We start from the raw sequence: 23,263 nt of genomic DNA on the forward strand, positions 1-23,263 counted from the left end.
GTCAGCCTTCCCAGCCGGCCTGGTAGAGCTTGCCATGGGCCTTGTCCAGGGCGGCGCGCACGACCGGCGAGTGTTGGTAGATATCGACGAACTTGGCCAGGCGCGGGTCGTTCTTCTCCTGCGGGCGGATGACGAACTGGATCACGTACTCCTTGTTCTCCAGGCCGTCGAACAGCAGCGCCGAGGTGGCGTCGAAGCTGTTGGCCAGGCGGATGTAGGCCGGGTAGCCCTGGACCAGGTCGGCGTCGTCATAGGCGCGTACCAGTTGCACGGCTTCGACCTGGAGAATCCGGATCTTCTTCGGGTTGGCGACGATGTCGTCCTCGGTGGCCTTGTAGCCCACGCCCGGCTTGAGGGTGATCAGCCCGGCCTTGGCCAGCAATTGCAGGCCACGGCCACTGTTGATCGGGTCGTTGGCGATGGCCACGCTGGCGCCTTCGGGCAGCTCGGTGAAGCTTTTGTACTTTTTCGAGTACAGGCCAACGTTGTTGATGATCCCCGGCGCGTACGGGACCAGGTCGAAGCCGGCGGCGGCCTTGGCGTTTTCCAGGAACGGGATGTGCTGGAAGTAGTTCACGTCGATATCGCCGCTGTTGAGGCTGACATTGGGCGCGATCCAGTCGCTGAACTCGATCAGCTTCACTTCCAGGCCCTGTTTCTGGGCCTCTTCCACCGCTGCCTCCAGGGGGATGGCGAAGGCGGCGGTGGTGCCGATCTTCAGCGGTTCGGCGGCCAAGGCGGCGGCGGACAGGCCGAGGCCCAGGGCAATGGCCGCGATGGGCCGGAACAGTTTCTCAAGCATGGTGCAGGGCTCCAGTCGGGGCAGGGTCGGGGGTGTTGCGGTAGCGGGCGCCGGGGTGTCCGGCGGGCAGATGCGGCTTGCTGCTGGCGAACAGCTTCTCGCGCAGGGTGCCCTCGGCGTAGGCGGTCTTGTAGCGACCGCGGTGTTGCAGGGCGGGGACCACCAGTTCGATGAAGTCCTCGTAGCTTTCCGGGGTGACGGTGCGGGTCAGGTTGAAACCGTCCAGGCCGGTCTCGTCGATCCAGGCGATCAGTTGCTCGGCCACCTGCTCGGCGTCGCCGACCAGGGTCACGTAGCGACCGCCCAGGGCGTGCTGCTCGAGCAGGCGGCGGCGGGTCCAGGCGCTTTCCTGCAACTGGCGGGTGGCGGACTGGATGGCGTTGCCCTTGGCGAAGCCGATGGGCTCGTCCAGTTCGTAGCGCGAGAAGTCGATACCGGTGGAGCTGGCGAAGTGCGCGACCCCGGCCTCGGCGCTGGCGTAGCGCAGGTACTCGGCGTGCTTGGCCTGCGCCTGCGCCTCGGTCGGCGCGACGATCACGGTGATGCCCATGAACACCTTGACCGCCTGCGGATCGCGCCCGGCCGCCTTGGCCGCGGCGCGCACCTTGTCGACCTGGGCGCGGGTGGCGGCCTTGTCCTGGCCGCTGATGAACACGCACTCGGCGTGGTTGCCAGCGAAGGCCAGCCCGCGCGGCGAGCTGCCGGCCTGGAACAGCACCGGCGTGCGCTGCGGCGAGGGTTCGCACAGGTGGTAGCCCTCGACCTTGTAGAACTCGCCGTGGTGCTCGACCTTGCGCACCCTGTCAGGGCGGGCATAGACCCGCTGCTCGCGGTCGGCGACCACGGCATCGTCGGCCCAGCTGCCTTCGAGCAGCTTGTACAGCACCTGCAGGTACTCGTCGGCCTGATCGTAGCGGCGGTCGTGCTCGGGTTGCTGCTCCAGGCCCATGGCCCGGGCGGCGCTGTCGAGGTAGCCGGTGACGATGTTCCAGCCGACCCGGCCATTGCTCAGGTGGTCGAGGGTGGAAAGGCGTCGGGCGAACAGGTAGGGCGCCTCGTAGGTCAGGTTGGCGGTGAGGCCGAAGCCCAGGTGCCTGGTCACCGCCGCCATGGCCGAGACCAGCAGCAGCGGGTCGTTGACCGGCAGCTGGATCGACTCCTTGAGCGTCACGTCCAGCGACTGGCCATAGACATCGTAGGTGCCGACGATATCGGCAATGAACAGCCCGTCGAACAGTCCCCGCTCCAGCAGGCGAGCCAGGTCGGTCCAGTAGTCGAGGGTCTTGTACTGGGTCGAAGTGTCCCGTGGGTGGGTCCACAAACCGTGGTTGATGTGCCCGATGCAGTTCATGTTGAAGGCATTGAGCAGGATCTGCTTCGCCATCAGATGGTCCCCCGGCGCGGCGGCTTCTCGTCGTTGAGGTAGTAGTTGCCGATGGCGTGGTACTTCCAGCGCACCGGGTCATGCAGGGTGTGCACCCGGGCGTTGCGCCAGTGGCGGTCGAGGTTGTGCTCGGCCAGGGTGGCCTGGCTGCCGGCCAGCTCGAACAGCGTGGTGCCGGCGGCCAGGGAGATCTCGGTGCTGATCGCCCGGGCCTCGGCCACGGCGATGGAGGCGGCGGCCAGGGTCTCGGCGTTGCTGTCGGCCTGGGCGATGTCGAGGATTTCGCCGGCGCGCTCGAGCAGCGCCTCGGTGGCGTGCAGGCGGATTGCCAGGTGGCCGAAGCTCTTCAGGGTCAGCGGGTCGTCGCTGGCCTTGTCGAGGCCGGAGTCGATCCATGGTCGGCTGCGGGTGCGCACGAAGTGCAGGGCATCCTCGTAGGCGGCGCGGGCGATGCCGGTGTCGATGGCGGCATGGAGGATCTGCGCCAGCGGGCCGACCGTGGTCGGGCGTTCGAAGGCGCTCTGGAACGGCACCACGTCCTCGGCGCGGACCGCCACGTGGTTGAACACCACCGAGCCGCTGCCGGTGGTGCGCTGGCCGAAGCCGCTCCAGTCGTCGATCACCTCGATGCCCTGGCTGTCGGCGGGCACGAAGGCCAGGTGCGATACATCCTGGTCGTCGATCACCAGGGTCGGGATGCGCTGGGCGTAGATCGCGCCGGTGCAGTAGAACTTGCGGCCGTCGATACGGAAATGGTCGCCATCGCGGCTCAGGCGGGTGGTGCGCTCGTGGGCGTTCTTGGTGCCGAGCTCGGCCAGGGCGTTGCCGAAACGGCGGCCGGCGAGCACTTCGGCGTAGAGACGTCGCTGTTGTTCGGGGCTGCCATTCACCCGCAGCACTTCCAGGGCGTAGAAGTGGTTCTGCGGGATCTGCCCGAGCGAGGCGTCGGCCTGGGCGATGCGGGCGATGACCTTGGCCAGGGTGACATTGGACACCCCGGCGCCGCCGAAGGCCTTGGGCACGCTGATGCCCCAAAGGCCGGACTGCACGAAACGTTCGAGTTCGGCATGGGGCAAGCGGCGCTCGCGGTCGCGCAGGGCGCTGTCCTGGCGCAGGTGTTGGGCGAGTTCGTCGGCGACGGCCAGGGCCTGGGCGTCGGTGGTGATGATGGATGCAGTCATTTTGCTCTCCGGGCACTTGGAGCCGCCGTGCGGCTCTTTCGCCGGCAAGCCGGCTCCCACAGTGAGCGTTCACTGACGTCCTTGTGGGAGCCGGCTTGCCGGCGAAAGGGCTGCACCGCAGCCCCTGGGCCTTGAATCAGATCCAGGAATGGCGGGCAGGCAGGGTGCCGTTGAGGTGGTAGGCGCCGACGGCGTGGTACTTCCAGCGCACCGGGTCGTGCAGGGTGTGGACCCGGGCGTTGCGCCAATGCCGGTCGAGGTTGAACTCGGCCAGGCTGGCGCGGCTGCCGGCCAGCTCGAACAGCTTCTCGCTGGCCTGCAGCGAGATCTCGGTGGTGAGCACCTTTGCTTCGGCCACGGCAATCGAGGCACGGGCCGCGGCGGCGGCATCGATCACGCCGGCGTTCACTTCGTCGAGCACCTTGGCGGCCTTGCGCAGCAGGGCCTCGGCGGCGTGCAGCTCGAGCTTCAGGCGACCGATGTCGGCGATCACATAGGGGTCGTCGCTGTTGCGTTCGACCTTGGCTTCGATCCACGGCCGGGACTTCTCCCGAACGAACTGGATCGTGTCCTCGATGGCCGCTTCGGCGATGCCGGCGTCGATGGCTGCCTGGATCAGCTGCGAGGCGGCGCCCTGGATGCTGGGCTCCTCACGCAGGCGCCAGTTGTCCACCACCAAGTCGGCGTCCACCGGTACCTGGTCGAGCAGCACGGTACCGCTGGCTGTGGTGCGCTGGCCGAAGCCGGACCAGTCGTCGACGATACGCAGCCCCGGACTGCCGCGACGGACGAACGCCAGGCGCTGGCGACCATCGTCGTCCAGCGCCTTGACCGCCACCCAATGGGCGTACAAGGCACCGGTGGAATAGAACTTCTCGCCGCTGATGCGATAGCCGTCGCCGTCACGGGTGAGGCGCGCCTTGAGCGTCAGGGTGTCCTTGGTCCCGCGCTCGGGGCCGGCATTGCCGATACGCCAGCCGTCGAGCACCGAGCGGAAGATCACTGCCTGCTGGGCCTGGGTGGCGGTCAGGCGGACCAGTTGCAGGATGCCGAACTGGTTCTGCGGAATCTGCCCCAGCGCCGGGTCGGCGGCACTGATCAGGCGGAACACTTCGGCGATGGTGGCGAAGGACACCTCGGGGCCGCCGAAGGCCTTGGGCACGCTGATGCTGCCCAGGCCGCTGCGGGTGAACTGTTCGATCTCGGCCCAAGGCAGCTTGCGCTGCTGGTCACGCTTGGCGGCCTGCTGGCGGGCCTCCTCGGCCAGCTCACGGGCAGCCTGCAGGGCCTCTTCGTCGTTGCGCAACACCGTGGCCGGCAGCAGCAGCGGCGAGCTGTCGAGATCGCTGTGGAATCGGGTAGTTGGTTGGCTGGACATCAGTACCGCTCCTTGGCTGCACTCAATGCCCTGGCGTTATGCACTGGGGTGATTGTGATCCTGACCATTCCTAACCTCACAAAGTTGAAAGCGTCGCCTCAGCTGATGGCGACAGACGTTTGCTGGTCCGGTGGTCCGGTCGATATACCCTATTCGTTTAGAAAAAGTTTATGAACTACCGTTTAGGAATATGAATAGAAGAACTGCAGGGTCGGCCCTGTCGCCGGCAAGCCGGCTCCCATGACCGCGGCGTAAAACTGTGGGAGCCGGCTTGCAGGCGATGAGACCTGAGCGGTCAGCGCGGGATCATCACCACCAGCTTGCCCACCGCCTGGCGCTGCGCCAGGCGTTCGATCGCCGCGCCACCCTCGGCCAGTGCAAAGGTCTGCGACACCAGCGGCTTCAACTTGCCTTCGGCGTGCCAGGCGAACAGCTGGCGGAAGTTGGCCGCGTTGTCTTCCGGCTGGCGCTGGGCGAAGGCGCCCCAGAACACACCGAGCACCGCCGCGCCCTTGAGCAGGGCCAGGTTTACCGGCAGTTGCGGGATCGTGCCGCTGGCAAAGCCCACCACCAGCAACCGCCCGTTCCACGCCAGCCCGCGTACGGCCTGGTCGAACAGCGCGCCGCCGACCGGGTCGTAGATCACATCCACGCCCTGGCCGCCGGTCAGGCGCTTGATCTCGTCCTTGAGGCTGGCCTGGCTGTAGTCGATCAGTTCGTCGGCCCCGGCGGCCTGGGCGATCGCCAGTTTCTCGGCGCTGCTGGCCGCGGCGATCACCCGCGCGCCCAGGGCCTTGCCGATCTCCACCGCCGCCAGCCCCACGCCGCCCGAGGCGCCGAGCACCAGCAGGGTTTCGCCGGCCTTGAGCTGGCCGCGTTGGGTCAGCGCGTGCATCGAGGTACCGTAGGTCATGCCGAACGCGGCGGCGGTGGTGAAGTCCATGCCCGCCGGGATCGGCAGCACGTTGTAGAACGGCACCGCCACCTGCTCGGCGAAGGCGCCCCAGCCGGTCAGGGCCATGACCCGGTCGCCGACCTTGAACGCGCCGGCCTTATCGCCGACCGCGGCCACCACGCCGGCCGCCTCGCCACCCGGGGCGAACGGCAGCGGCGGCTGGAACTGGTACTTGCCCTCGATGATCAGGGTGTCGGGGAAGTTGACCCCTGCGGCGTGCACGTCGAGGAGGATCTCGTTCTTCTTGGGCGTGGGGCTGGCGACCTCTTCCAGGACCAGGTCCCGCGCCGGGCCCAGGGCTTTGCACAACAAGGCTTTCATCAGGGCTATTCCTTTGCGTGTGGTGGCCGATAAGTGTAGGAGGGCCGTCCCGAGGGTCAACGAGCATGGCCGGCCCTGATGAGCCGGCATAAGCCCGGGCTTGGGTTTGGCCGGCGCGCTGGGTAAGCTGGCGCCAACTGTATTGAGGAGCGAATTCGTGAAAGCGTGGATCTTGATGGTGCTGGCCTTGATGCTGCCAGTGGCGGCGATGGCCGAGGAAAAGGAAGGCGAGCCCAAGGTCGCCTACATCAGCCTCAGCCCGCCCTTCGTCGGCAACTACGCCCTCGACGGCGGCCCCAAGCTGCGCGTGTACAAGGCCGATGTCGCCCTGCGCGTGACCGGCGATGCCGCCGCCGCTGCGGTTAAGCACCACGAGCCACTGATCCGCAACCAGCTGGTGGCGCTGTTCACCCAGCAGGGCGTGGACAACATGAGCAACGTCGAGGCCAAGGAAAAACTGCGCCAGGAAGCCCTGAAGCAGGTGCAGCAGGTGATGGAATCCGAAGAGGGCAAGCCGATCGTCGAGGACCTGCTGTTCAACAACCTGATCGTGCAGTGATCAGGCGGCGAGGCTGCGGCGAAAGCGCGCCAAAGCCACGCCGAAGAATACCAGGCCGATCGCGGCCAGGGCCGCCACATCCGGCCACACCACGCTCAGCCCGGCGTCGCGGAACAGGATCGCCGCGCCGAGGCTGACGAAGTGGGTCGAGGGCGAGCCCTGCATGACCCACTGCAGCCACTGCGGCATGCTGTCCAGCGGCGTGCTGCCCCCCGACAGCAGCAGCATCGGGATGATCACCGGAATCGCCAGCAGGCCGAACTGCGGCGTCGAGCGCGCCAGGGTGGCGAGGAAGATGCCCAGTGCCGTGCTGGCGAACAGATACAGCGCGGTCACCCCCAAAAACAGCCCCATCGAGCCCGCCAGCGGCACGCCCAGGGCGCCCTTGACCACCACTTCCAGCGAAATCCAGGTACAGGCCACCACCACCAGGGCGTTGCTGGCGATCTTCGCCAGCATGATCTCGAGCGCCGTCAACGGCAGCACCAGCAGGTGGTCGAGGGTGCCGTGCTCGCGTTCGCGCAGCAACGCGGTGCCGGTGAGGATGATGGCCAGGATGGTGATGTTGTTGACGATCTGGATCACCGCCAGGAACCAGCCGCCTTCGAGGTTGGGGTTGAACAGTGCCTTCGGGTTGAGCAGGGCCGGGCTGCTGGTGCTGCGCCCTGTGTATTCAAGCAGCTCGCGTTCGAAGATCCGGCCGATGTAGCCGGCCCCCATGAAGGCCTGGCTCATGGCCGTGGCATCGACGTTGACCTGCAGCTCTGGTGAGCGCCCGGCCAGCAGGTCGGCCTGGAAGTTCACCGGCACATTGATCACGAAGGTGTATTGCCCGCTGTCCATGGCCTGGTCCAGCCGATTTGCCGGTAGTGCTACGGCGGGCTGGAATTCGGGCGGCTGCAGCGACTCGGCGAGCTTGCGCGAGACGGCGCTGTGATCTTCATCGACCACCGCGACACTGGCGTTGTGCACGCCGATCACGGAGCCGGCGGCGGGCATGTAGATCGCCACGCTGAAGGCGTACAGCAGGAACAGCAGCAACACGCTGTCGTGGCGCAGGCTGGTGAGTTCCTTCAGGCCCAGGCGCAGGGTGTGGGAGAGGCGGCTCATCTCAGGCCTCCTGTTTTTTCAGCATGGCCAGGCTCAGCCCGGTGAAGGCGGCGAAGAAGCCCAGCAGTGCCAGGCACTGCGGCCACAGCTCGCGCAGGCCCAAGGCCTTGGTGAAGGTGCCGACGGCGATGTCGAGGAAGTAGCCGGCCGGGAACAACTGGCCCATCAGCGCCGCCGCGCCGTCCAGCGACGAGCGTGGCACGATCAGGCCGGAGAACTGGATGGTAGGCAGGCTGGTGATGATCATGGTGCCGAGGATCGCCGCGATCTGCGTGCGGGTGAATGCCGAGATCAGCAGGCCCAGGCTGGTGGTCGCCAGCAGGTAGGCCAGGCCGCCGCAGGCCAGGGCCAGCGGGCTGCCCTTGAGCGGCACGCCGAACAGCCAGCGGTTCATCGCCACCAGCAGCGCCAGGTTGACCAGGCTCACCACAAGGTAGGGCGCCTGCTTGCCGAGCAGGAACTCCAAGCGCGTCAGCGGGGTGGCGTAGAAGTTGGTGATCGAACCCAGTTCCTTTTCCCGCACGATGCCCAGCGCGGTGAGCATGGCCGGGATGAAGGCCAGGATCAGCGCCATGACGCCGGGGCCGATGGCGTTCACGCTGACCACGTCCTGGTTGTAGCGAAAGCGTGTCTCCAGGCGTACCGGCTGCTGGCGCGCCACCGGGTGCGGGCCGAGGGCGGCCAGCTGCTCCAGGTTGGCCTGGTGCACGGCCTCGACGTAGTTGCGGCTGGTCTCGGCGCGGAACGGCATGCCGCCATCGAGCCACGCGGCCACCACCGGCTGGCGCCCGGCATGCAGGTCGCGACCAAAGCCCGGCGGGATCTCCAGGCCCAGCTTGATCTCCGAGCGTTGCAGGCGCTGGTGCAACTGGCGGGCATCGCGGATCGGCGCCTGTTCGGCGAAATAGCGCGAGCCCCGGAAGGCCTCGAGGTAGGCGCGGCTCTGCGGGCTCTGGTCCTGGTCGTACACGGCGAAGGCGAGGTTCTCCACATCCAGCGAAATGCCATAGCCGAAGATCACCATCATGAACAACGCCCCTGCCAGGGCGAAGGCCAGACGCACCTTGTCGCGCAGCAGCTCTTTGCCTTCGCGGCTGGCTACGGCCAGCAGGCGACGCAGACTGAAGGCCTGGCGCAGGGCGGGCGCTGGGGCAGCGGCCTGATCCAGCGTGGTGTCGGCTTGTGTCTGGGGGGGCGCCTCCTGGGCCTGTTCGAGACAACGCACGAACGCGTCTTCCAGGGTGTCGCCACCGAACCTGACTTGCAGGGCCCGCGGGGTGTCGCAGGCCAGCACCCGGCCGGCGTGCATCAGCGAGATGCGGTCGCAGCGCAGGGCTTCGTTCATGAAATGGGTGGACAGGAAGATGGTCACGCCCTGCTCGCGGGACAACTCCACCAGCAGGCGCCAGAAGTCGTCGCGGGCCGCCGGGTCGACACCCGAGGTCGGCTCGTCGAGGATCAGCACTTCCGGGCGGTGCAATACCGCCACGGCCAGCGACAGGCGCTGGCGCAGGCCCAGGGGCAGGGCGCCGGACGGCTGGTCGGCGATGGCGCCTAAGTCGAAGCGTTCGATGAGCTCGGCGATGCGCGGCGCGCTGTCGGCCTTGGCCAGGTCGAACAGGCGAGCGTGCAGTTCGAGGTTCTGCCGGGCGCTCAACTCGCCATACAGCGAATAGCTCTGGGACATGAAGCCGACCCGCTTGCGCGTGGCCAGGTCGCCAGCATCCACCGGGCGGCCAAGCAGACTGGCGCTGCCCTCGCTGGCCGGCATCAGGCCGGTGAGCACCTTCATGGTGGTGGTCTTGCCGCAGCCGTTGGAGCCGAGGAAACCGAAGATCTCGCCGCGGCCGATGGCGAAGCTGACCTTGTTCACCGCGGTGAAGTCGCCGAAACGCAGGGTCAGGTCGTGGGCCTCGATGGCAATCGGCCCGCCGTCGGCCTGGCGTGGCGGGATGCGCAAGGGCTCGGGCTGTGGTCGTCCGGCGCCCTGGAAGTGGGTGAAGGCGTCGTCCAGCTTGCCGCTGGGCGTAATCGCCGCCAGTTCGCGGCTGAGGCCGGCGGCCAGCAGGCGGCCAGCGTCGAGCATCAGGCAATGCTCGAACTGCTCGGCCTCCTCCATGTAGGCGGTGGCCACCAGCAGGGTCAGTTGCGGGCGTTGGGCGCGCACCTGCTCGACCAGCTCCCAGAAGCGCCGCCGTGACAGTGGATCGACGCCGGTGGTCGGCTCGTCGAGGATAAGCAGGTCCGGTTCGTGGATCAGCGCGCAGCACAACCCCAGTTTCTGCTTCATGCCGCCCGAGAGCTTGCCGGCCGGGCGTTCGGCGAAGCGCTCCAGGTCGGTGGCGCGCAGCAGGCTGGTCATGCGCTGCTCGCATTCGGCGCGGCCCAGGCCGAACAGAGTGGCGAAGAAACGGATGTTTTCGCGGATCGACAACTCCGGGTACAGGTTGTTGCCCAGGCCCTGGGGCATGAAGGCGACCTTGGGATACAGCGCGGTGCGGTGGCGGCGTTGGCGGATCGAGCCGCCGAGTACCTGCAACTCGCCCTGTTGCAGGCGCTTGACCCCGGCGATCAGCCCGAGCAGGGTCGACTTGCCGGCGCCATCCGGGCCGATCAGGCCGCAGCGGGTCCCGGCCGGCAGGCTGAACGCGAGGCTGTGCAGGGCCTGCAGGTCGCCATAGCGGTGGCTGACCCCTTCGGCCCGCAGGGCGATCGCCGCGTTCATTGCAGGTTGGCCGGCCAGCCCACGTCGGCGGTGCGCACGTACCCCGCGCCGGGCATGCCCGGCTTGGCCTGGGGCACGGCGCTCGGTTCGGTCAGGCGCAGCTTGACCCGGAACACCAGTTTTTGCCGCTCATCGCGGGTCTCGACCTGCTTCGGGGTGAACTGCGCCTTGGCCGCGACGAACGCCACCTTGGCCGGCAGGGCCTTGTCCGGCAGGGCGTCGAGCACGATCCGCGCCTGGTCGCCGACGGTCAACCGGCCGGTGGTGGCGGCGGGCAGGTAGAGGTTCATGTACTGGTCGCTGGGGTCGATCAGCATCAGCACCCGGCCGCCTGCGCCGAGTACTTCGCCGGGCTCGGCCAGACGCAGTTGGATGATGCCGTCGATGGGCGCGCGCAGGCTGCTGTCGTCGATTTCGCTGGTGAGCTGGGCGACCTGGGCCTCGGCGGCGCCGATGGCGGCCTTGATCGCCGCCAGCTGGGCCCGGGCCGCGACCAAGGCCGCGGTGGCGGTGTCGTAGCGGGCCTGCTGCTGGTCGAGCAACTGCTGGCTGGCGAACTTGCGCTGGTAGATCTCGCGAATCCGCTTAAGCTCCTGGCTGGCCAGCAACAGCTCGCTCTGGCGCAACTGCACGCTGGCTTGTGCAGCGGCGTAGTTCTCCCGGGCGCGCAGCACTTCGGCCTCGGCCTGGCTGCGCTGGGCTTCCATCGTGCGGGTGTCGATGCGCGCCAGCAACTGGCCGCGGGTGACCTTGTCGCCTTCGTCGACCAGCACCTCGGCCAGGCGTCCGGGGATCTTGCTGGCGATCTGCACCTCGGTGGACTCGAGGCGCCCGTTGCCCATGCTCAGGCCTTCGGGCAGGCGGTCGTGAAGGGACTTCCAGTAGCCCAGCCCGCCTGCCGCCAGCAACAGCAATACCAAGGCGGAGGCGAAGATTCTGGGGGCTTTTCGATTCATCGGTCTGCATCCTGCGGCTGGCACGCCTTATCCTGGCGCGACGCGCTTCCTTGCGCGTTGATATTGGTCAAACCCCTGACAATAGCCGCACAATCAGCTCAGCGCGAGAATCGCGGCCCATTGCTCGGCGCTCACCGGCATCACCGACAGGCGGCTGCCTTTGTGCACCAGGGGCAGTTCCTCGAGCGCCGCCTGCTGCTTGAGCAGGCCCAGGCCGAGTACCTGGCGGAACGTCCGCACATGCTCGACATCCACTGCGCTCCATGGGTTTTTCTCGGCGCTGGCCTTGGCGTCGTGGTAGTGGCTGCGCGGATCCAGGGCGGTCGGGTCCGGGTAGGCGGCGGTGCTGATTCGGGCGATACCGGCGATACCCGGTTGCGGGCAACTGGAGTGGTAGAAGAAGAACTCGTCGCCTACGCTCATGGCCCGCAGGAAGTTGCGCGCCTGGTAGTTGCGCACCCCGTCCCAGCGGGCGCTGCCCAGGCGTGCCAGGGCTTCGATGGAAAGCTCGTCGGGCTCGGATTTCATCAGCCAGTAGGCCATGGAGGCTGCTCCTGAAAAAGTTTGAAATAACTCGTTGCATGAAACCGACAGTCGGTTGGCGTCAACGTTTGCCTGGCGGCTCATGTTGTCGGAAAATGCGCCGATTTTAAGCTATACGCTCCGGCAGCCATCAAGAAAGCCGCCGAGCCTGGACAGTTGTTCTTGGGGGGCAATCAATGAAACAACGTAAACCGGACCTGCTCTGGATCTTGGCGTTCATCTTCGGGCTGGGCGTGGTCACCACCGGTTACGCGCAAGGTTTGTGGGAACGCAAGCTAGATGCCGCCTATCAGCAGGCGCCTGTCGATCCGGCGCAGCAACAGCACCGCTGATTCCCCTTCGCGCGCCTCACTTGGGCGCCAGGTACCAGCCACGGTCCGAGACCGTGCCTTGCAACGGTACATCCCAGCTCGCCTGGTTGAGTCGCTCCACTTTCTGGCATTCGTGCGCCAGCCCCAGCAGCAGTGGTTTTTTCCACGCCTTGCGCCGGCCCTGGTAGGCCAGGCTGCGGTCATAGAAGCCTCCGCCCATGCCCAGGCGTCCCCCCACCTCGTCGAAACCGACCAGCGGCAGCAGGATCAGGTCCAGCGCCCAGATCGGCCGTTGCCGCTTGCGTTCGATCACCGGCTCCAGGATGCGAAACCGGTTCGGGCGCAGTGCCTCGCCGGCCTCGAAGCGCTGGAACACCATGCGCGTGCGCGGCCAGGCGTGCAGCACCGGCAGGTAGACGCGCTTGCCGCGCTTGTGCGCCTCGCGCAGCAGCAGGCGCGGGTCGATCTCGCCGTCGTTGGGCAGGTACAGGGCGATATGCCGGGCGCGGCGGAACAGCGGATCCTGCGCCAGTTGGCGATACAGGCCTTCGGCGGCCTGGCGTTGCTGTGCGGGTGTGAGGGCGCGGCGAGCGTTGCGCAGGAGACGGCGAAGCTGGGGGCGGGTAAGCGGCGCGGTGTCGGTCATGGCACGGGCGATCCCAGAAGAAACGAAAAGCCCGCCGTTGGAGGCGGGCAGTTCTGAATGCAGGCTCCCCGACAAGACCGCTATCGGTGTAGCCCTTGAACCCGAAAGTTCAAGGTGGAGATTGCAGGGGGCGTTAAGGCTTTCCGTCGGGCGGACATGCACACCTGCCCCAGCGTGCAACCCCCGTGGTTGTGCGTATCGGCTCAGGGACATAACCGACTGGCGCATCCCCCAGGGAGTGGCGCCAGTATACCAATCTCAGTCGTTTTTGCTAACCGGATCGTCGGACAGGGCCTGGTCGACCCGCTCCAGCAGGTCGCGCACCTGCTCGCGGGTGGTGCCACCGCTGGTCACTTCGGGGCGTTCCTGGCGGTGCAGCAGCTCGTGGGTGATATTCAGCGCGGCCATCACGGCGATGCGGTCGGCACCGATCACCTTGCCGCTGCTGCGGATCTCGCGCATCTTGCCGTCCAGGTAACGGGCGGCGCCGACCAGGTTGTTGCGCTCCTCGGGCGGGCAGATGATCGAGTATTCCTTGTCGAGGATCTGGACGGTGACGCTATTGCTTGAACTCATGAGTCTTGCTCCAGGGCCTTGAGGCGCAGGATCATCGATTCGATCTTGCGTTTGGCGATCTCGTTCTTTTCGATCAGGTGGGCGCGCTCCTCGCGCCAGGTTCGTTCCTGAGCTACTAAGAGTGCATTTTGCCGCTTTAGTTGCTCGACCCGTTCGATCAGCAACTCGAACCGGCCCATCAGCGCTTGCAGGTCGTTCTCTTGCATGGATTGCACTCGATTCCTTGACTCGCCTGACGATCATGCCTGCCCCAAGGGCGCGACGGCCAGTGCCGATGGTCTTGGCGCGCCTGCCGGTGCTAGGATACAAGGTCTCCATTCTAGTCATTGCGCCGTCTGGCGCCTAGCTGCCCATGCCCAATACCCAATCGCCCTACATCGCCTTCGCCATGTTGCTTTCGAGCAATGGCCACCCTGTCACTCCCGCCGAGCTGCATGGCCTGCTGATCGGCCGCAGCTGCGCCGGCGCCGGCTTCGATGCCGATGCCTGGCTGGCCGACGCCGCCCAACTGCTCGAGACCGAGCCCGGTGACTCGGTGCGCAACGCCCTGGTCGGCCTGCAAGAGATGGTCAAGGCCGAGCTGACCGGCGAGGACGTCGCCATCGTCCTGCTGCTGCCTTCCGACGACGCCGCGCTGGCCGACCGTGCCACCGCGCTGGGGCAGTGGTGCCAGGGCTTCATCACCGGTTTCGGCCTGAACGCCGGCGGCAAGGACCTGTCCACCGATGCCAAGGAAGTGCTCCAGGACCTGGTGGCCATTTCCCAGGTCCAGGAAGCGCTGGAAGAGTCCGAGGACGGCGAGAGCGACTACATGGAAGTCATGGAGTACCTGCGCGTCGCCCCGCTGCTGCTGTACACGGAGCTGGCCAAGCCGCAAGCGCCCGCGCCAAAGCCATCGCTGCACTGATCTGAACGGGGTCGTTTGCCCATGAGCCACATACCCAAGGCGGAGTACGCCCGTCGGCGCAAGGCGCTGATGGCGCAGATGGTCCCCAACAGTATCGCCATCCTGCCGGCGGCCGCGGTTGCCATCCGCAACCGCGATGTCGAGCATGTCTACCGCCAGGACAGCGATTTCCAGTACCTGAGCGGCTTTCCTGAACCCGAGGCGGTGATCGCCCTGATTCCGGGACGCGAGCATGGCGAGTACGTATTGTTCTGCCGCGAGCGCAATCCCGAACGCGAGCAATGGGACGGCCTGCGCGCCGGCCAGGAAGGCGCGGTGCGCGATTTCGGCGCCGACGACGCCTTCCCCATCAGCGATATCGACGAGATCCTGCCGGGCCTGATCGAAGGGCGCGAGCGGGTCTACAGCAACATGGGCAGCAACCCCGAGTTCGACCGCCGGCTGATGGAGTGGATCAACGTGATCCGTTCCAAGGCCCGCCTCGGCGCCCAGCCGCCGAACGAGTTCGTTGCCCTGGATCATCTGCTGCACGACATGCGCCTGTATAAATCGGCGGCGGAAGTGAAGGTCATGCGCGAGGCCGCGGCGATTTCCGCCCGGGCCCACGTACGCGCCATGCAGGCCTGCCGCCCCGGACTGCACGAGTACAGCCTGGAAGCCGAACTGGACTACGAGTTCCGCAAGGGCGGGGCGAAGATGCCGGCCTACGGCTCGATCGTCGCCGCCGGGCGCAATGGCTGCATCCTGCACTACCAGCAGAACGACGCGCCGCTCAAGGACGGCGACCTGGTCCTGATCGACGCCGGTTGCGAGATCGATTGCTACGCCAGCGACATCACCCGCACCTTCCCGGTCAGCGGGCGGTTCTCGCCGGAACAGAAAGCCATCTATGAGCTGGTGCTCGCGGCCCAGGCCGCGGCGTTCGCCGAGATCGCCCCGGGCAAGCACTGGAACCACGCCCACGAGGCGACCGTGCGGGTGATTACCGAAGGGTTGGTGGCGCTGGGGCTGCTCAAGGGCGAGGTGCAGGCATTGATCGACAGCGAGGCCTACCGCGCCTTCTACATGCACCGCGCCGGACACTGGCTGGGCATGGATGTGCACGACGTGGGCGAATACAAGGTCGGTGGCCAGTGGCGCGTGCTCGAGCCGGGCATGGCGCTGACCGTCGAGCCTGGCATTTACATCGCTGCCGACAACCAGGCGGTGGCGAAGAAATGGCGCGGCATCGGGGTAAGGATCGAGGACGACGTGGTGGTGACCAGACAAGGCTGTGAAATCCTGACTTCAGGCGTGCCACGCACGGTCGCCGAGATCGAGGCGCTGATGCGAGACGCCCGCAAGGACGCCGCATGAACCGAGTCAACCTGGCGATCATCGGTGGCGGCCTGGTCGGCGCGAGCCTGGCCCTGACGCTGCAGGGCGCGGCCAAGGCCCGTGGCTGGAAGATCCTGCTGATCGAGCCGTTCGCGCCCGGCGACAGTTTCCAGCCCAGCTATGACGCACGTTCCTCGGCGCTGTCCTACGGCACCCGGCAGATCTACGAGCGCCTGGGGTTGTGGCAGACCATCAGCCGCCGCGCCGAGCCGATCCGACAGATCCAGGTGTCCGACCGCGGCCGCTTCGGCGCCACCCGCCTGGACGCCCTGGAAGAAGGCGTGCCGGCTCTCGGCTACGTGGTGGAGAACGCCTGGCTTGGCCAGTGCCTGTGGCAGGCCATCGACGACGAAGTGATCAGCTGGCGTTGCCCGGCGCAGGTGCAGGCGATGCAGGCTATTGCCGGCGGCTATCGCTTGCAGCTGGATGACGACACGTCGCTGGAATGCGACCTGGCAGTGCTGGCCGACGGTGGTCGTTCGGGCCTGCGCGAGCAACTGGGCATCCATGTGCGCAACACGCCCTATGACCAGAGCGCGCTGATCGCCAACATCACCCCGGGCGAAGCCCACGCCGGCCAGGCGTTCGAGCGCTTCACCGAACAAGGGCCGATGGCCTTGCTGCCGCTGGCGGACAACCGCTGCGCGCTGGTCTGGACCCGCCAGGGGATGGACGCCAGGCGGTTGGCCGAGCTCGACGAGCGCAGCTTCCTGCGCGAGCTGCAGGAGGCCTTCGGTTACCGCCTCGGCGCCTTGCGCCAGGTCGGTGCCCGCCATCTCTATCCGCTGTCGCTGGTCGAGGCCGAGGAGCAGGTACGCCCGCACCTGGTGGTGCTGGGCAACGCCGCCCACAGCCTGCACCCGATCGCCGGCCAGGGCTTCAACCTGTCGCTGCGCGACGTGCAGTCGCTGGCGGACGCCCTGCTGGCCGGCCCGGCGTTGCCGGGCGACCTGGCCACGCTGCAGGCATACCACCAGCGCCAGCGCCTCGACCAGGCCCTGACCATCGGCTTCTCCGACCAGGTCACCCGCCTGTTCGGCAGCAGCCAGCCATTGCTGGCTGCCGGGCGCAACCTCGGCCTGCTCGGCCTGGACCTGCTGCCGCCGGCGAAAAGCTGGTTCGCCCGCCAGGCCATGGGCCTGGGCACGCGCCCCGACCCGCGAGGTCGCCCATGAGCGCGGCGCGCAGGCTCGCACGGCGGGCGCGGATGCTGCGCTGGCTGCTGAACTTCTACCCGCCCTACCTGGGCGCCGGCATCCATATCCAGCAAATCAGCCCGGACATGCGCAGCGTCAAGGTGCGCATGAAGCTGACGCGGTGGAATCGCAACTACGTCGGCACCCAGTTCGGCGGCAGCCTGTACGCGATGGTCGACCCGTTCTACATGCTGCTGCTGATCGAGCAACTGGGGCGCGAGTACATCGTCTGGGACAAGGCCGCCAGCATCGATTTCATCTCGCCGGGCAAGGGCCCGGTGTATGCCGAGTTCCACGTCGACGACGCGCTGCTGGACGAGATCCGCCAGCAGACCGCCAGCGGCAAGAAGTACCTGCCCCGGCTGCAGGTGGAGATCCGTGACGGTGCCGGCGAGCTGGTGGCGCGGGTCGACAAAACCCTATACGTGCGGCTCAAGCCGCAAGCGAGGCAGGCGTAAGGCATGGAAATGCGCGCAGATCTGTTGATTGTCGGTGCCGGTATGGTCGGCAGTGCCCTGGCCTTGGCCTTGCGCCACAGTGGCCTGGAGGTGCTCCTGCTCGACGGCGGGCCGATGACGGTCAAGCCGTTTGACGGCGAGGCACCTTTCGAGCCGCGGGTCAGCGCCCTGTCGGCGGCCAGCCAGCGCATTCTCGAGCGCCTCGGGGCCTGGGACGGCATCGCCCGTCGCCGTGTCTCGCCGTATTCGGACATGCACGTCTGGGACGGTAGCGGCACTGGCGAGATCCATTTCTCCGCGGCCAGCGTGCATGCCGAGGTGCTGGGTCACATCGTCGAGAACCGCGTGGTCCAGGACGGCCTGCTGGAGCGCCTGCACGACAGCGATGTCGGGCTGCTGGCCAACGCCCGCCTGGAGCAGCTGCGCCGCTCCGGCGATGAGTGGCTGCTGACCCTGGCCGATGGCCGCAAGCTGCGCGCGCCGCTGGTGATCGCAGCCGATGGCGCCAACTCGGCGGTACGCCGCCTGGCCGGCTGCGCGACCCGTGAATGGGATTACCTGCACCACGCCATCGTCACCAGCGTGCGCTGCAGCGAGGCGCACCGGGCCACGGCCTGGCAGCGTTTCACCGACGAAGGCCCGCTGGCATTCCTGCCGCTCAGCCGCGATGGTCGCCAGGACTGGTGCTCGATCGTCTGGTCGACCACCCCGGAGCAGGCCGAGCAGGCCATGGCGATGGACGACGCGAGCTTCCGCCAGGCACTGGAACGGGCGTTCGAGGGGCGTCTGGGCGATGTGCTGGAGGCGGATCCGCGGGTCTGCGTGCCGCTGCGCCAGCGCCATGCCAAGCGCTACGTGGAGGAGGGGCTGGCGCTGATCGGCGATGCCGCCCACACCATTCACCCGTTGGCCGGGCAGGGGGTCAACCTGGGCTTTCTCGATGCCGCGGTGCTGGCCGAGGAACTGGTCCGCGCCTGCGAGCGTGGCGAGCGCCTGGCCGATGTGAAGGTGCTGAGCCGTTTCGAGCGGCGACGCATGCCGCACAACCTGGCGTTGATGGCGGTGATGGAAGGCTTCGAGCGGTTGTTCCAGGCCAATCCGCTGCCCTTGCGCTGGTTGCGCAACAGCGGCTTGAAGCTGGTTGAGCAGATGCCCGAGGCCAAGGCGCTGTTCGTGCGCCAGGCGCTGGGGTTGTCCGGAGATCTGCCGGCGCTGGCCAGGGCCTGATATCGCTGGGCCGCTGACATTGTGGGAGCCGGCTTGCCGGCGAAAGGACTGCGCAGCGGCCCTTTGCAACATCCGGTAACGGCTAAGCAGATGAGCAGGAAAATGGGATTCACTACCATTTACACCTCTCAACCCAGCGAGGAGTCCCCCGATGTTGCCCCGCAAGCCCCTAATGGCCGCCCTGGCCCTTACTCTCTTCGGCGGCACCGCCCAGGCGGCCGATGAGGTGGTGGTGTACTCCTCGCGCATCGACGAGCTGATCAAACCGGTGTTCGACGCCTATACCGCCAAGACCGGCGTCAAGATCAAGTTCATCACCGACAAGGAAGCTCCGTTGATGCAGCGCATCAAGGCCGAGGGCGAGAACGGCGTGGCCGACCTGCTGCTCACCGTCGATGCCGGCAACCTCTGGCAGGCCGAACAGATGGGCATCCTGCAGCCGATCAAGTCGGCGGTCATCGACCAGAATATCCCGCCGCAGTACCGTGCCTCGTCCCATGACTGGACTGGCCTGAGCCTGCGCGCGCGGACCATCGCCTACTCCACCGACCGGGTCAAACCGGCGGAGCTGACCACCTACGAGGCTCTGGCCGACAAGCACTGGGAGGGCCGCCTGTGCCTGCGCACGGCGAAGAAGGTCTACAACCAGTCGCTGACCGCCACGCTGATCGAAAACCACGGCGAGGCCGAGACCGAGAAGCTGATCAAGGGCTGGGTCAACAACCTGTCCACCGATGTGTTCTCCGACGACACCGCGGTGCTCCAGGCCATTGCCGCCGGCCAGTGCGACGTGGGCATCGTCAACACCTACTACTACGGGCGCCTGCACAAGGAGAAGCCCGACCTGCCGGTTAAGCTGTTCTGGCCCAACCAGGCTGATCGCGGCGTGCACGTCAACCTGTCGGGCATCGGCCTGACCAAGCACGCACCGCATCCGGAAGCGGCGAAGAAACTGGTGGAGTGGATGACCGGCGAAGAGGCGCAGAAGCTGTTCGCCGACATCAACCAGGAGTTCCCGGCCAATTCGAAGGTCAAGCCTTCTGCGGAAGTCGCGGCCTGGGGCAGCTTCAAGGCCGACAGCATTCCGGTGGAAGTCGCCGGCAAGCGCCAGGCCGAAGCCATTCGTTTGATGGACCGGGCTGGCTGGAACTGAGCCTGTCGCCTTATCCTTGAGAACCAATCGCGGGGCAAGCCCGCTCCCACGAACCATGCAGACGTGGGGGCGGGCTTGCCCCGCGATGCTATCGCCCAGTCATCGAGACCTTCGATTTGCCTCACACCCCCCAACGCCGCTGGTACCTGCCGGTCTCCCTGACCGCCGCCCTGGTCCTGCTCCCGCTGAGTGTCCTGCTGCTGTCCTGGCAATCGGTCGATATGCAGATCTGGTCGCACCTGCTCGACACCCAGATGGGCCGCCTGCTGGGTAACACCTTCACGCTGGTGGTCGGCGTTGGCGCTGGCGTGACCGTGCTGGGGGTGAGCCTGGCCTGGCTGACCAGCCTCTGTGAATTCCCCGGTCGGCGCTGGCTGGACTGGGCGTTGATGCTGCCGTTCGCGATTCCGGCCTATGTCCTGGCGTTTGTCTTCGTCGGCCTGCTGGACTTCGCAGGCCCCGTGCAGACGGCGCTGCGCGAGGTGTTCGGGCCCATGCGCCTGCCGCGGGTACGTTCCACCGGCGGGGTGATCACAGTATTGGTGCTGGTGTTCTATCCCTACGTTTACCTGCTGGCGCGCACCGCGTTCCTGGCCCAGGGCAAGGGCCTGATGGAGGCCGCGCGGGTGCTCGGGCTGTCGCCGTTGCAGGCGTTCTGGCGGGTGGCCCTGCCCATGGCGCGCCCGGCCATCGGCGCCGGCATCGCCCTGGCACTGATGGAGACCCTGGCCGACTTCGGCGCGGTGGCGGTGTTCAACTTCGACACCTTCACCACCGCCATCTACAAGACCTGGTACGGCTTCTTCAGCCTGTCCAGCGCGGCGCAGCTGGCCAGCCTGCTGCTGCTGGCGGTGATGCTGGTGCTGTATGGCGAGCGCCGTGCCCGGGGCGCCAGCCGCAGTGGCAACGAGCGACCACGGGGCCAGGCGCTGTATCACTTGCGGGGCATCAAGGCCCTGGCCGCCAGCGGCTGGTGCCTGTTGGTGTTCGCCTGCGCCTTCGTCATCCCGATGCTGCAGTTGCTGGCGTGGTTCTGGCAGCGGGGCCGGCATGATCTGGACGAGCGCTACCTCGGCCTGGTCATGCACACCCTGTATCTCGGCGCCATGGCGGCGCTGATCACGGTCAGCGTGGCCATGCTGATGGCCTTCGCCCGGCGCCAGGCACCGACCACGGCCATCCGCGCCGGGGTCGGCCTGGCCAATCTCGGCTATGCCTTGCCGGGTTCGGTGCTGGCGGTTTCGATCATGCTGGCGTTCAGCTACCTGGACAACCAGCTGGTGGTGCCGCTGTCGCAATGGTTGGGCGGGGCGGGCAAGCCATTGTTGCTGGGCAGCCTGTCGGCCCTGCTGCTGGCCTACCTGGTGCGGTTCATCGCCGTGGCCTATGGCCCGCTGGAAAGCAGCCTGGAGCGGATCCGCCCGTCGTTGCCGGAGGCGTCACGCAGCCTCGGGGTCGCCGGGCCGGGATTGTTTTTCAAGGTGTATCTGCCGCTGCTGGTGCCCGGTGCGCTCAGCGCCGCCCTGCTGGTGTTCGTCGACGTGTTGAAGGAGATGCCGGCGACCTTGCTGATGCGCCCGTTCGGCTGGGACACCCTGGCCGTGAGGGTGTTCGAGATGACCAGCGAGGGCGAATGGGCACGGGCCTCGCTGCCGGCCCTGACTCTGGTGCTGGTCGGTCTGCTGCCGGTGATCGGCCTGATCCGTCGCTCGGCCCATCGTCCGGGACACCCGCGCTGAGGGTGTCACGCCGCTTCCTTGCGGCTACAATGCGCGGCATTCGCAGCGACGGGTCCTACAAGAACAGGTGATGCCTGAACATCGCCGACCGCCGCCGCCTCGCCACGCCCGGAAGGAGAAACCCATGGGACAGCGTACGCCTCTGTATGACCTGCACCTGGCGCTCGGCGCCAAGACGGTCGATTTCGGCGGATGGGACATGCCCCTGCATTACGGCTCGCAAGTCGAGGAGCACCACCAGGTGCGCAGCGACTGCGGGGTCTTCGATGTCTCCCATATGACCGTCATCGATATCGAAGGTTGCGCCGCCACGCCCTGGCTGCAACACCTGCTGGCCAATGACGTGACGCGTCTGGAAAGCCCCGGCAAGGCCCTCTACAGCCCTTTGCTCAACGCCGATGGCGGGGTGATCGACGACCTGATCGCCTACCGCACCGAGGACGGCTATCGCCTGGTGGCCAACGCCGCCACCCGCGACAAGGTACTGGCCTGGCTGCAAGCGCAGAGCGAAGGATTCAAGGTTGGCTTCAAAGTTCGCCCCGAACTGGCCATCCTCGCCATCCAGGGCCCCCATGCCCGGGAAAAGGTCGCCGCCCTGCTCAGCGCCTCGCGTGCCGCGCTGATTCGCGAACTGCGCCCCTTCGAAGGCCTCGCCGACGGTGACTGGTTCATCGCCCGCACCGGTTACACCGGCGAGGACGGCCTGGAGATCATCCTTCCCGGCGAGCAGGCCCCGGCGTTCTTCAACGACCTGGTCGGCGCCGGTATCGCCCCGAGCGGCCTGGGCGCGCGTGACACCCTGCGCCTGGAGGCCGGCATGAACCTGTACGGCCAGGACATCGACGAAGCCCATACCCCGCTGACCTCCAACCTGGGCTGGAGCGTCGCCTGGGAGCCGGCAAGCCGCGAGTTCATCGGCCGTGCCGGCCTGCTGGCGGAAATCGAGCAGGGCGTGAAGGAAAAACTGGTCGGCCTGGTGCTCGAGGAGCGCGGAGTACTGCGTGCCCACCAGGTGGTCCGTGTATCCGGGATTGGCGAAGGAGAGATCACCAGTGGTAGTTTCTCGCCTACGCTGAGCAAATCCATTGCCTTGGCCCGCGTGCCCATGGCCACCGGCGACCGTGCCGAAGTGGAGATCCGCGGCAAGTGGTACCCGGTGCGGGTGGTCAAGCCGACCTTCGTGCGCCATGGCAAGATCCTGATCTGAACACTCAAATGGCGGGCCGACCGCTGACCCAATCGAGGAAGACAAGACATGAGCAATATCCCCGCCGACCTGCGTTTTGCCGAAAGCCATGAATGGGCCCGCCTGGAAGCCGATGGCACAGTGACCGTGGGTATCAGCGACCACGCCCAGGAAGCCCTGGGTGACGTGGTGTTCGTCGAGCTGGCCGAAGTCGGCAAGGTGTTCGCTGCTGGCGACGCCGCTGGCGTGGTCGAGTCGGTCAAGGCTGCGTCGGACATCTACGCACCGGTAAGCGGCGAGGTGATCGCGGTCAACGAAGAACTGGCCGATAGCCCGGAGCTGCTCAACGAAGAACCCTACGAGTCGTGGATCTTCAAGCTCAAGCCAAGCAACCCGGCTGAGCTGGGCAAGCTGCTGGATGCCGCTGGTTACGCAGCCCTGATCGGCGAGTGACAGGACTGGCCTCATCGTGGGGGAGGGCTTGCCCCGCGATGAGGCCTGCACGGCCAATGCAATAATCCCCGCACATCCGGCAATCCTTCCTAGACTTGTAAGTCTCCCATGAGAACTGGT

The 23,263-nt window shown here is 66.9% G+C and carries 23 protein-coding genes and 1 other RNA gene; 11 read left to right on the top strand and 13 right to left on the bottom strand.

Annotation, left to right across the window (positions count from 1 at the left end):
* Position 1: 1 nt before the first annotated feature.
* The 5 genes from K5H97_RS01255 to K5H97_RS01275 form a co-directional block, all read right to left on the bottom strand.
* Entirely contained in the window at positions 2–802 is an 801-nt protein-coding gene (locus K5H97_RS01255) for a MetQ/NlpA family ABC transporter substrate-binding protein (protein ID WP_028688573.1), read from the bottom strand.
* Positions 795–2,186 (bottom strand): LLM class flavin-dependent oxidoreductase, encoded by a 1,392-nt coding sequence (locus K5H97_RS01260; RefSeq protein WP_028688572.1) that lies wholly within the window; start codon positions 2,184–2,186, stop codon positions 795–797. The genes K5H97_RS01255 and K5H97_RS01260 overlap by 8 nt, the downstream gene beginning before the upstream one ends.
* Entirely contained in the window at positions 2,186–3,367 is a 1,182-nt protein-coding gene (locus K5H97_RS01265; protein WP_028688571.1) for an SfnB family sulfur acquisition oxidoreductase, read from the bottom strand. The genes K5H97_RS01260 and K5H97_RS01265 overlap by 1 nt, the downstream gene beginning before the upstream one ends.
* 136 nt (positions 3,368–3,503) lie before the next feature.
* Positions 3,504–4,745, bottom strand: a complete 1,242-nt coding sequence (locus K5H97_RS01270; RefSeq protein ID WP_028688570.1) for an SfnB family sulfur acquisition oxidoreductase — start codon at positions 4,743–4,745, stop codon at positions 3,504–3,506.
* A gap of 295 nt (positions 4,746–5,040) precedes the next feature.
* Positions 5,041–6,021, bottom strand: a complete 981-nt coding sequence (locus tag K5H97_RS01275) for an NADPH:quinone oxidoreductase family protein (protein WP_028688569.1) — start codon at positions 6,019–6,021, stop codon at positions 5,041–5,043.
* 157 nt (positions 6,022–6,178) lie between these two features.
* Here K5H97_RS01275 and K5H97_RS01280 point away from each other — a divergent pair, with 157 nt between their 5' ends.
* Positions 6,179–6,580 (top strand): flagellar basal body-associated protein FliL, encoded by a 402-nt coding sequence (locus K5H97_RS01280; RefSeq protein ID WP_028688568.1) that lies wholly within the window; start codon positions 6,179–6,181, stop codon positions 6,578–6,580.
* Here the strand turns inward: K5H97_RS01280 and K5H97_RS01285 are convergent, their stop codons facing one another.
* The 4 genes from K5H97_RS01285 to K5H97_RS01300 all read right to left on the bottom strand — a co-directional run bounded on the left by K5H97_RS01285 (position 6,581) and on the right by K5H97_RS01300 (position 11,914).
* Positions 6,581–7,690, bottom strand: a complete 1,110-nt coding sequence (locus K5H97_RS01285) for an ABC transporter permease (RefSeq protein ID WP_028688567.1) — start codon at positions 7,688–7,690, stop codon at positions 6,581–6,583.
* A 1-nt stretch (position 7,691) separates the two neighbouring features.
* Positions 7,692–10,415 carry a ribosome-associated ATPase/putative transporter RbbA gene (gene rbbA, locus K5H97_RS01290; RefSeq protein ID WP_028688566.1) on the bottom strand — a complete coding sequence of 908 codons (2,724 nt, stop codon included), beginning with the start codon at positions 10,413–10,415 and terminating at the stop codon, positions 7,692–7,694.
* Positions 10,412–11,371, bottom strand: a complete 960-nt coding sequence (locus K5H97_RS01295) for an HlyD family secretion protein (protein ID WP_028688565.1) — start codon at positions 11,369–11,371, stop codon at positions 10,412–10,414. Before K5H97_RS01295 ends, rbbA begins: the two co-directional genes overlap by 4 nt.
* 93 nt (positions 11,372–11,464) lie before the next feature.
* On the bottom strand, positions 11,465–11,914 hold the full coding sequence (locus K5H97_RS01300; protein ID WP_028688564.1) for an EVE domain-containing protein: 450 nt from the start codon (positions 11,912–11,914) through the stop codon (positions 11,465–11,467).
* A gap of 176 nt (positions 11,915–12,090) precedes the next feature.
* Between K5H97_RS01300 and K5H97_RS01305 the strand changes: the two genes are divergently transcribed.
* Positions 12,091–12,246 carry a hypothetical protein gene (locus tag K5H97_RS01305; protein WP_011536298.1) on the top strand — a complete coding sequence of 52 codons (156 nt, stop codon included), beginning with the start codon at positions 12,091–12,093 and terminating at the stop codon, positions 12,244–12,246.
* A gap of 16 nt (positions 12,247–12,262) precedes the next feature.
* Here the strand turns inward: K5H97_RS01305 and K5H97_RS01310 are convergent, their stop codons facing one another.
* The 4 genes from K5H97_RS01310 to K5H97_RS01325 form a co-directional block, all read right to left on the bottom strand.
* Positions 12,263–12,871, bottom strand: a complete 609-nt coding sequence (locus tag K5H97_RS01310; protein WP_028688563.1) for a 5-formyltetrahydrofolate cyclo-ligase — start codon at positions 12,869–12,871, stop codon at positions 12,263–12,265.
* Between the two features lie 61 nt (positions 12,872–12,932).
* Positions 12,933–13,112: non-coding RNA, 6S RNA (gene ssrS, locus K5H97_RS01315), on the bottom strand.
* Positions 13,113–13,129: 17 nt separating this feature from the next.
* Positions 13,130–13,447, bottom strand: a complete 318-nt coding sequence (locus K5H97_RS01320; protein ID WP_028688562.1) for a cell division protein ZapA — start codon at positions 13,445–13,447, stop codon at positions 13,130–13,132.
* The gene (locus tag K5H97_RS01325) at positions 13,444–13,653 is read right to left on the bottom strand and encodes a TIGR02449 family protein (protein WP_028688561.1); all 210 of its coding nucleotides are present in this window, start codon (positions 13,651–13,653) and stop codon (positions 13,444–13,446) included. The genes K5H97_RS01320 and K5H97_RS01325 overlap by 4 nt, the downstream gene beginning before the upstream one ends.
* Positions 13,654–13,799: 146 nt before the next feature.
* Between K5H97_RS01325 and K5H97_RS01330 the strand changes: the two genes are divergently transcribed.
* The 9 genes from K5H97_RS01330 to gcvH all read left to right on the top strand — a co-directional run bounded on the left by K5H97_RS01330 (position 13,800) and on the right by gcvH (position 23,143).
* Complete coding sequence (locus K5H97_RS01330; protein ID WP_028688560.1) at positions 13,800–14,354, top strand: YecA/YgfB family protein; 555 nt, start codon at positions 13,800–13,802, stop codon at positions 14,352–14,354.
* Between the two features lie 21 nt (positions 14,355–14,375).
* On the top strand, positions 14,376–15,710 hold the full coding sequence (gene pepP / locus K5H97_RS01335) for a Xaa-Pro aminopeptidase (RefSeq protein WP_028688559.1): 1,335 nt from the start codon (positions 14,376–14,378) through the stop codon (positions 15,708–15,710).
* Positions 15,707–16,906: a 2-octaprenyl-6-methoxyphenyl hydroxylase gene (gene ubiH / locus K5H97_RS01340; protein ID WP_028688558.1), complete on the top strand. Its 1,200-nt coding sequence runs from the start codon at positions 15,707–15,709 to the stop codon at positions 16,904–16,906. The genes pepP and ubiH overlap by 4 nt, the downstream gene beginning before the upstream one ends.
* The gene (locus K5H97_RS01345; RefSeq protein WP_028688557.1) at positions 16,903–17,385 is read left to right on the top strand and encodes a DUF4442 domain-containing protein; all 483 of its coding nucleotides are present in this window, start codon (positions 16,903–16,905) and stop codon (positions 17,383–17,385) included. Before ubiH ends, K5H97_RS01345 begins: the two co-directional genes overlap by 4 nt.
* Positions 17,386–17,394: 9 nt before the next feature.
* Positions 17,395–18,612 (top strand): 2-octaprenyl-3-methyl-6-methoxy-1,4-benzoquinol hydroxylase, encoded by a 1,218-nt coding sequence (locus K5H97_RS01350; protein WP_169740495.1) that lies wholly within the window; start codon positions 17,395–17,397, stop codon positions 18,610–18,612.
* Positions 18,613–18,763: 151 nt separating this feature from the next.
* On the top strand, positions 18,764–19,765 hold the full coding sequence (locus K5H97_RS01355; protein ID WP_028688555.1) for an extracellular solute-binding protein: 1,002 nt from the start codon (positions 18,764–18,766) through the stop codon (positions 19,763–19,765).
* A 116-nt stretch (positions 19,766–19,881) separates the two neighbouring features.
* On the top strand, positions 19,882–21,504 hold the full coding sequence (locus K5H97_RS01360; RefSeq protein WP_028688554.1) for an ABC transporter permease: 1,623 nt from the start codon (positions 19,882–19,884) through the stop codon (positions 21,502–21,504).
* A gap of 124 nt (positions 21,505–21,628) precedes the next feature.
* Complete coding sequence (gene gcvT, locus K5H97_RS01365; RefSeq protein WP_028688553.1) at positions 21,629–22,711, top strand: glycine cleavage system aminomethyltransferase GcvT; 1,083 nt, start codon at positions 21,629–21,631, stop codon at positions 22,709–22,711.
* Positions 22,712–22,759: 48 nt separating this feature from the next.
* Positions 22,760–23,143: a glycine cleavage system protein GcvH gene (gcvH, locus tag K5H97_RS01370; protein WP_028688552.1), complete on the top strand. Its 384-nt coding sequence runs from the start codon at positions 22,760–22,762 to the stop codon at positions 23,141–23,143.
* Positions 23,144–23,263: the final 120 nt, after the last annotated feature.

This window comes from Pseudomonas mosselii (assembly GCF_019823065.1).
GTDB lineage: Bacteria > Pseudomonadota > Gammaproteobacteria > Pseudomonadales > Pseudomonadaceae > Aquipseudomonas > Aquipseudomonas mosselii.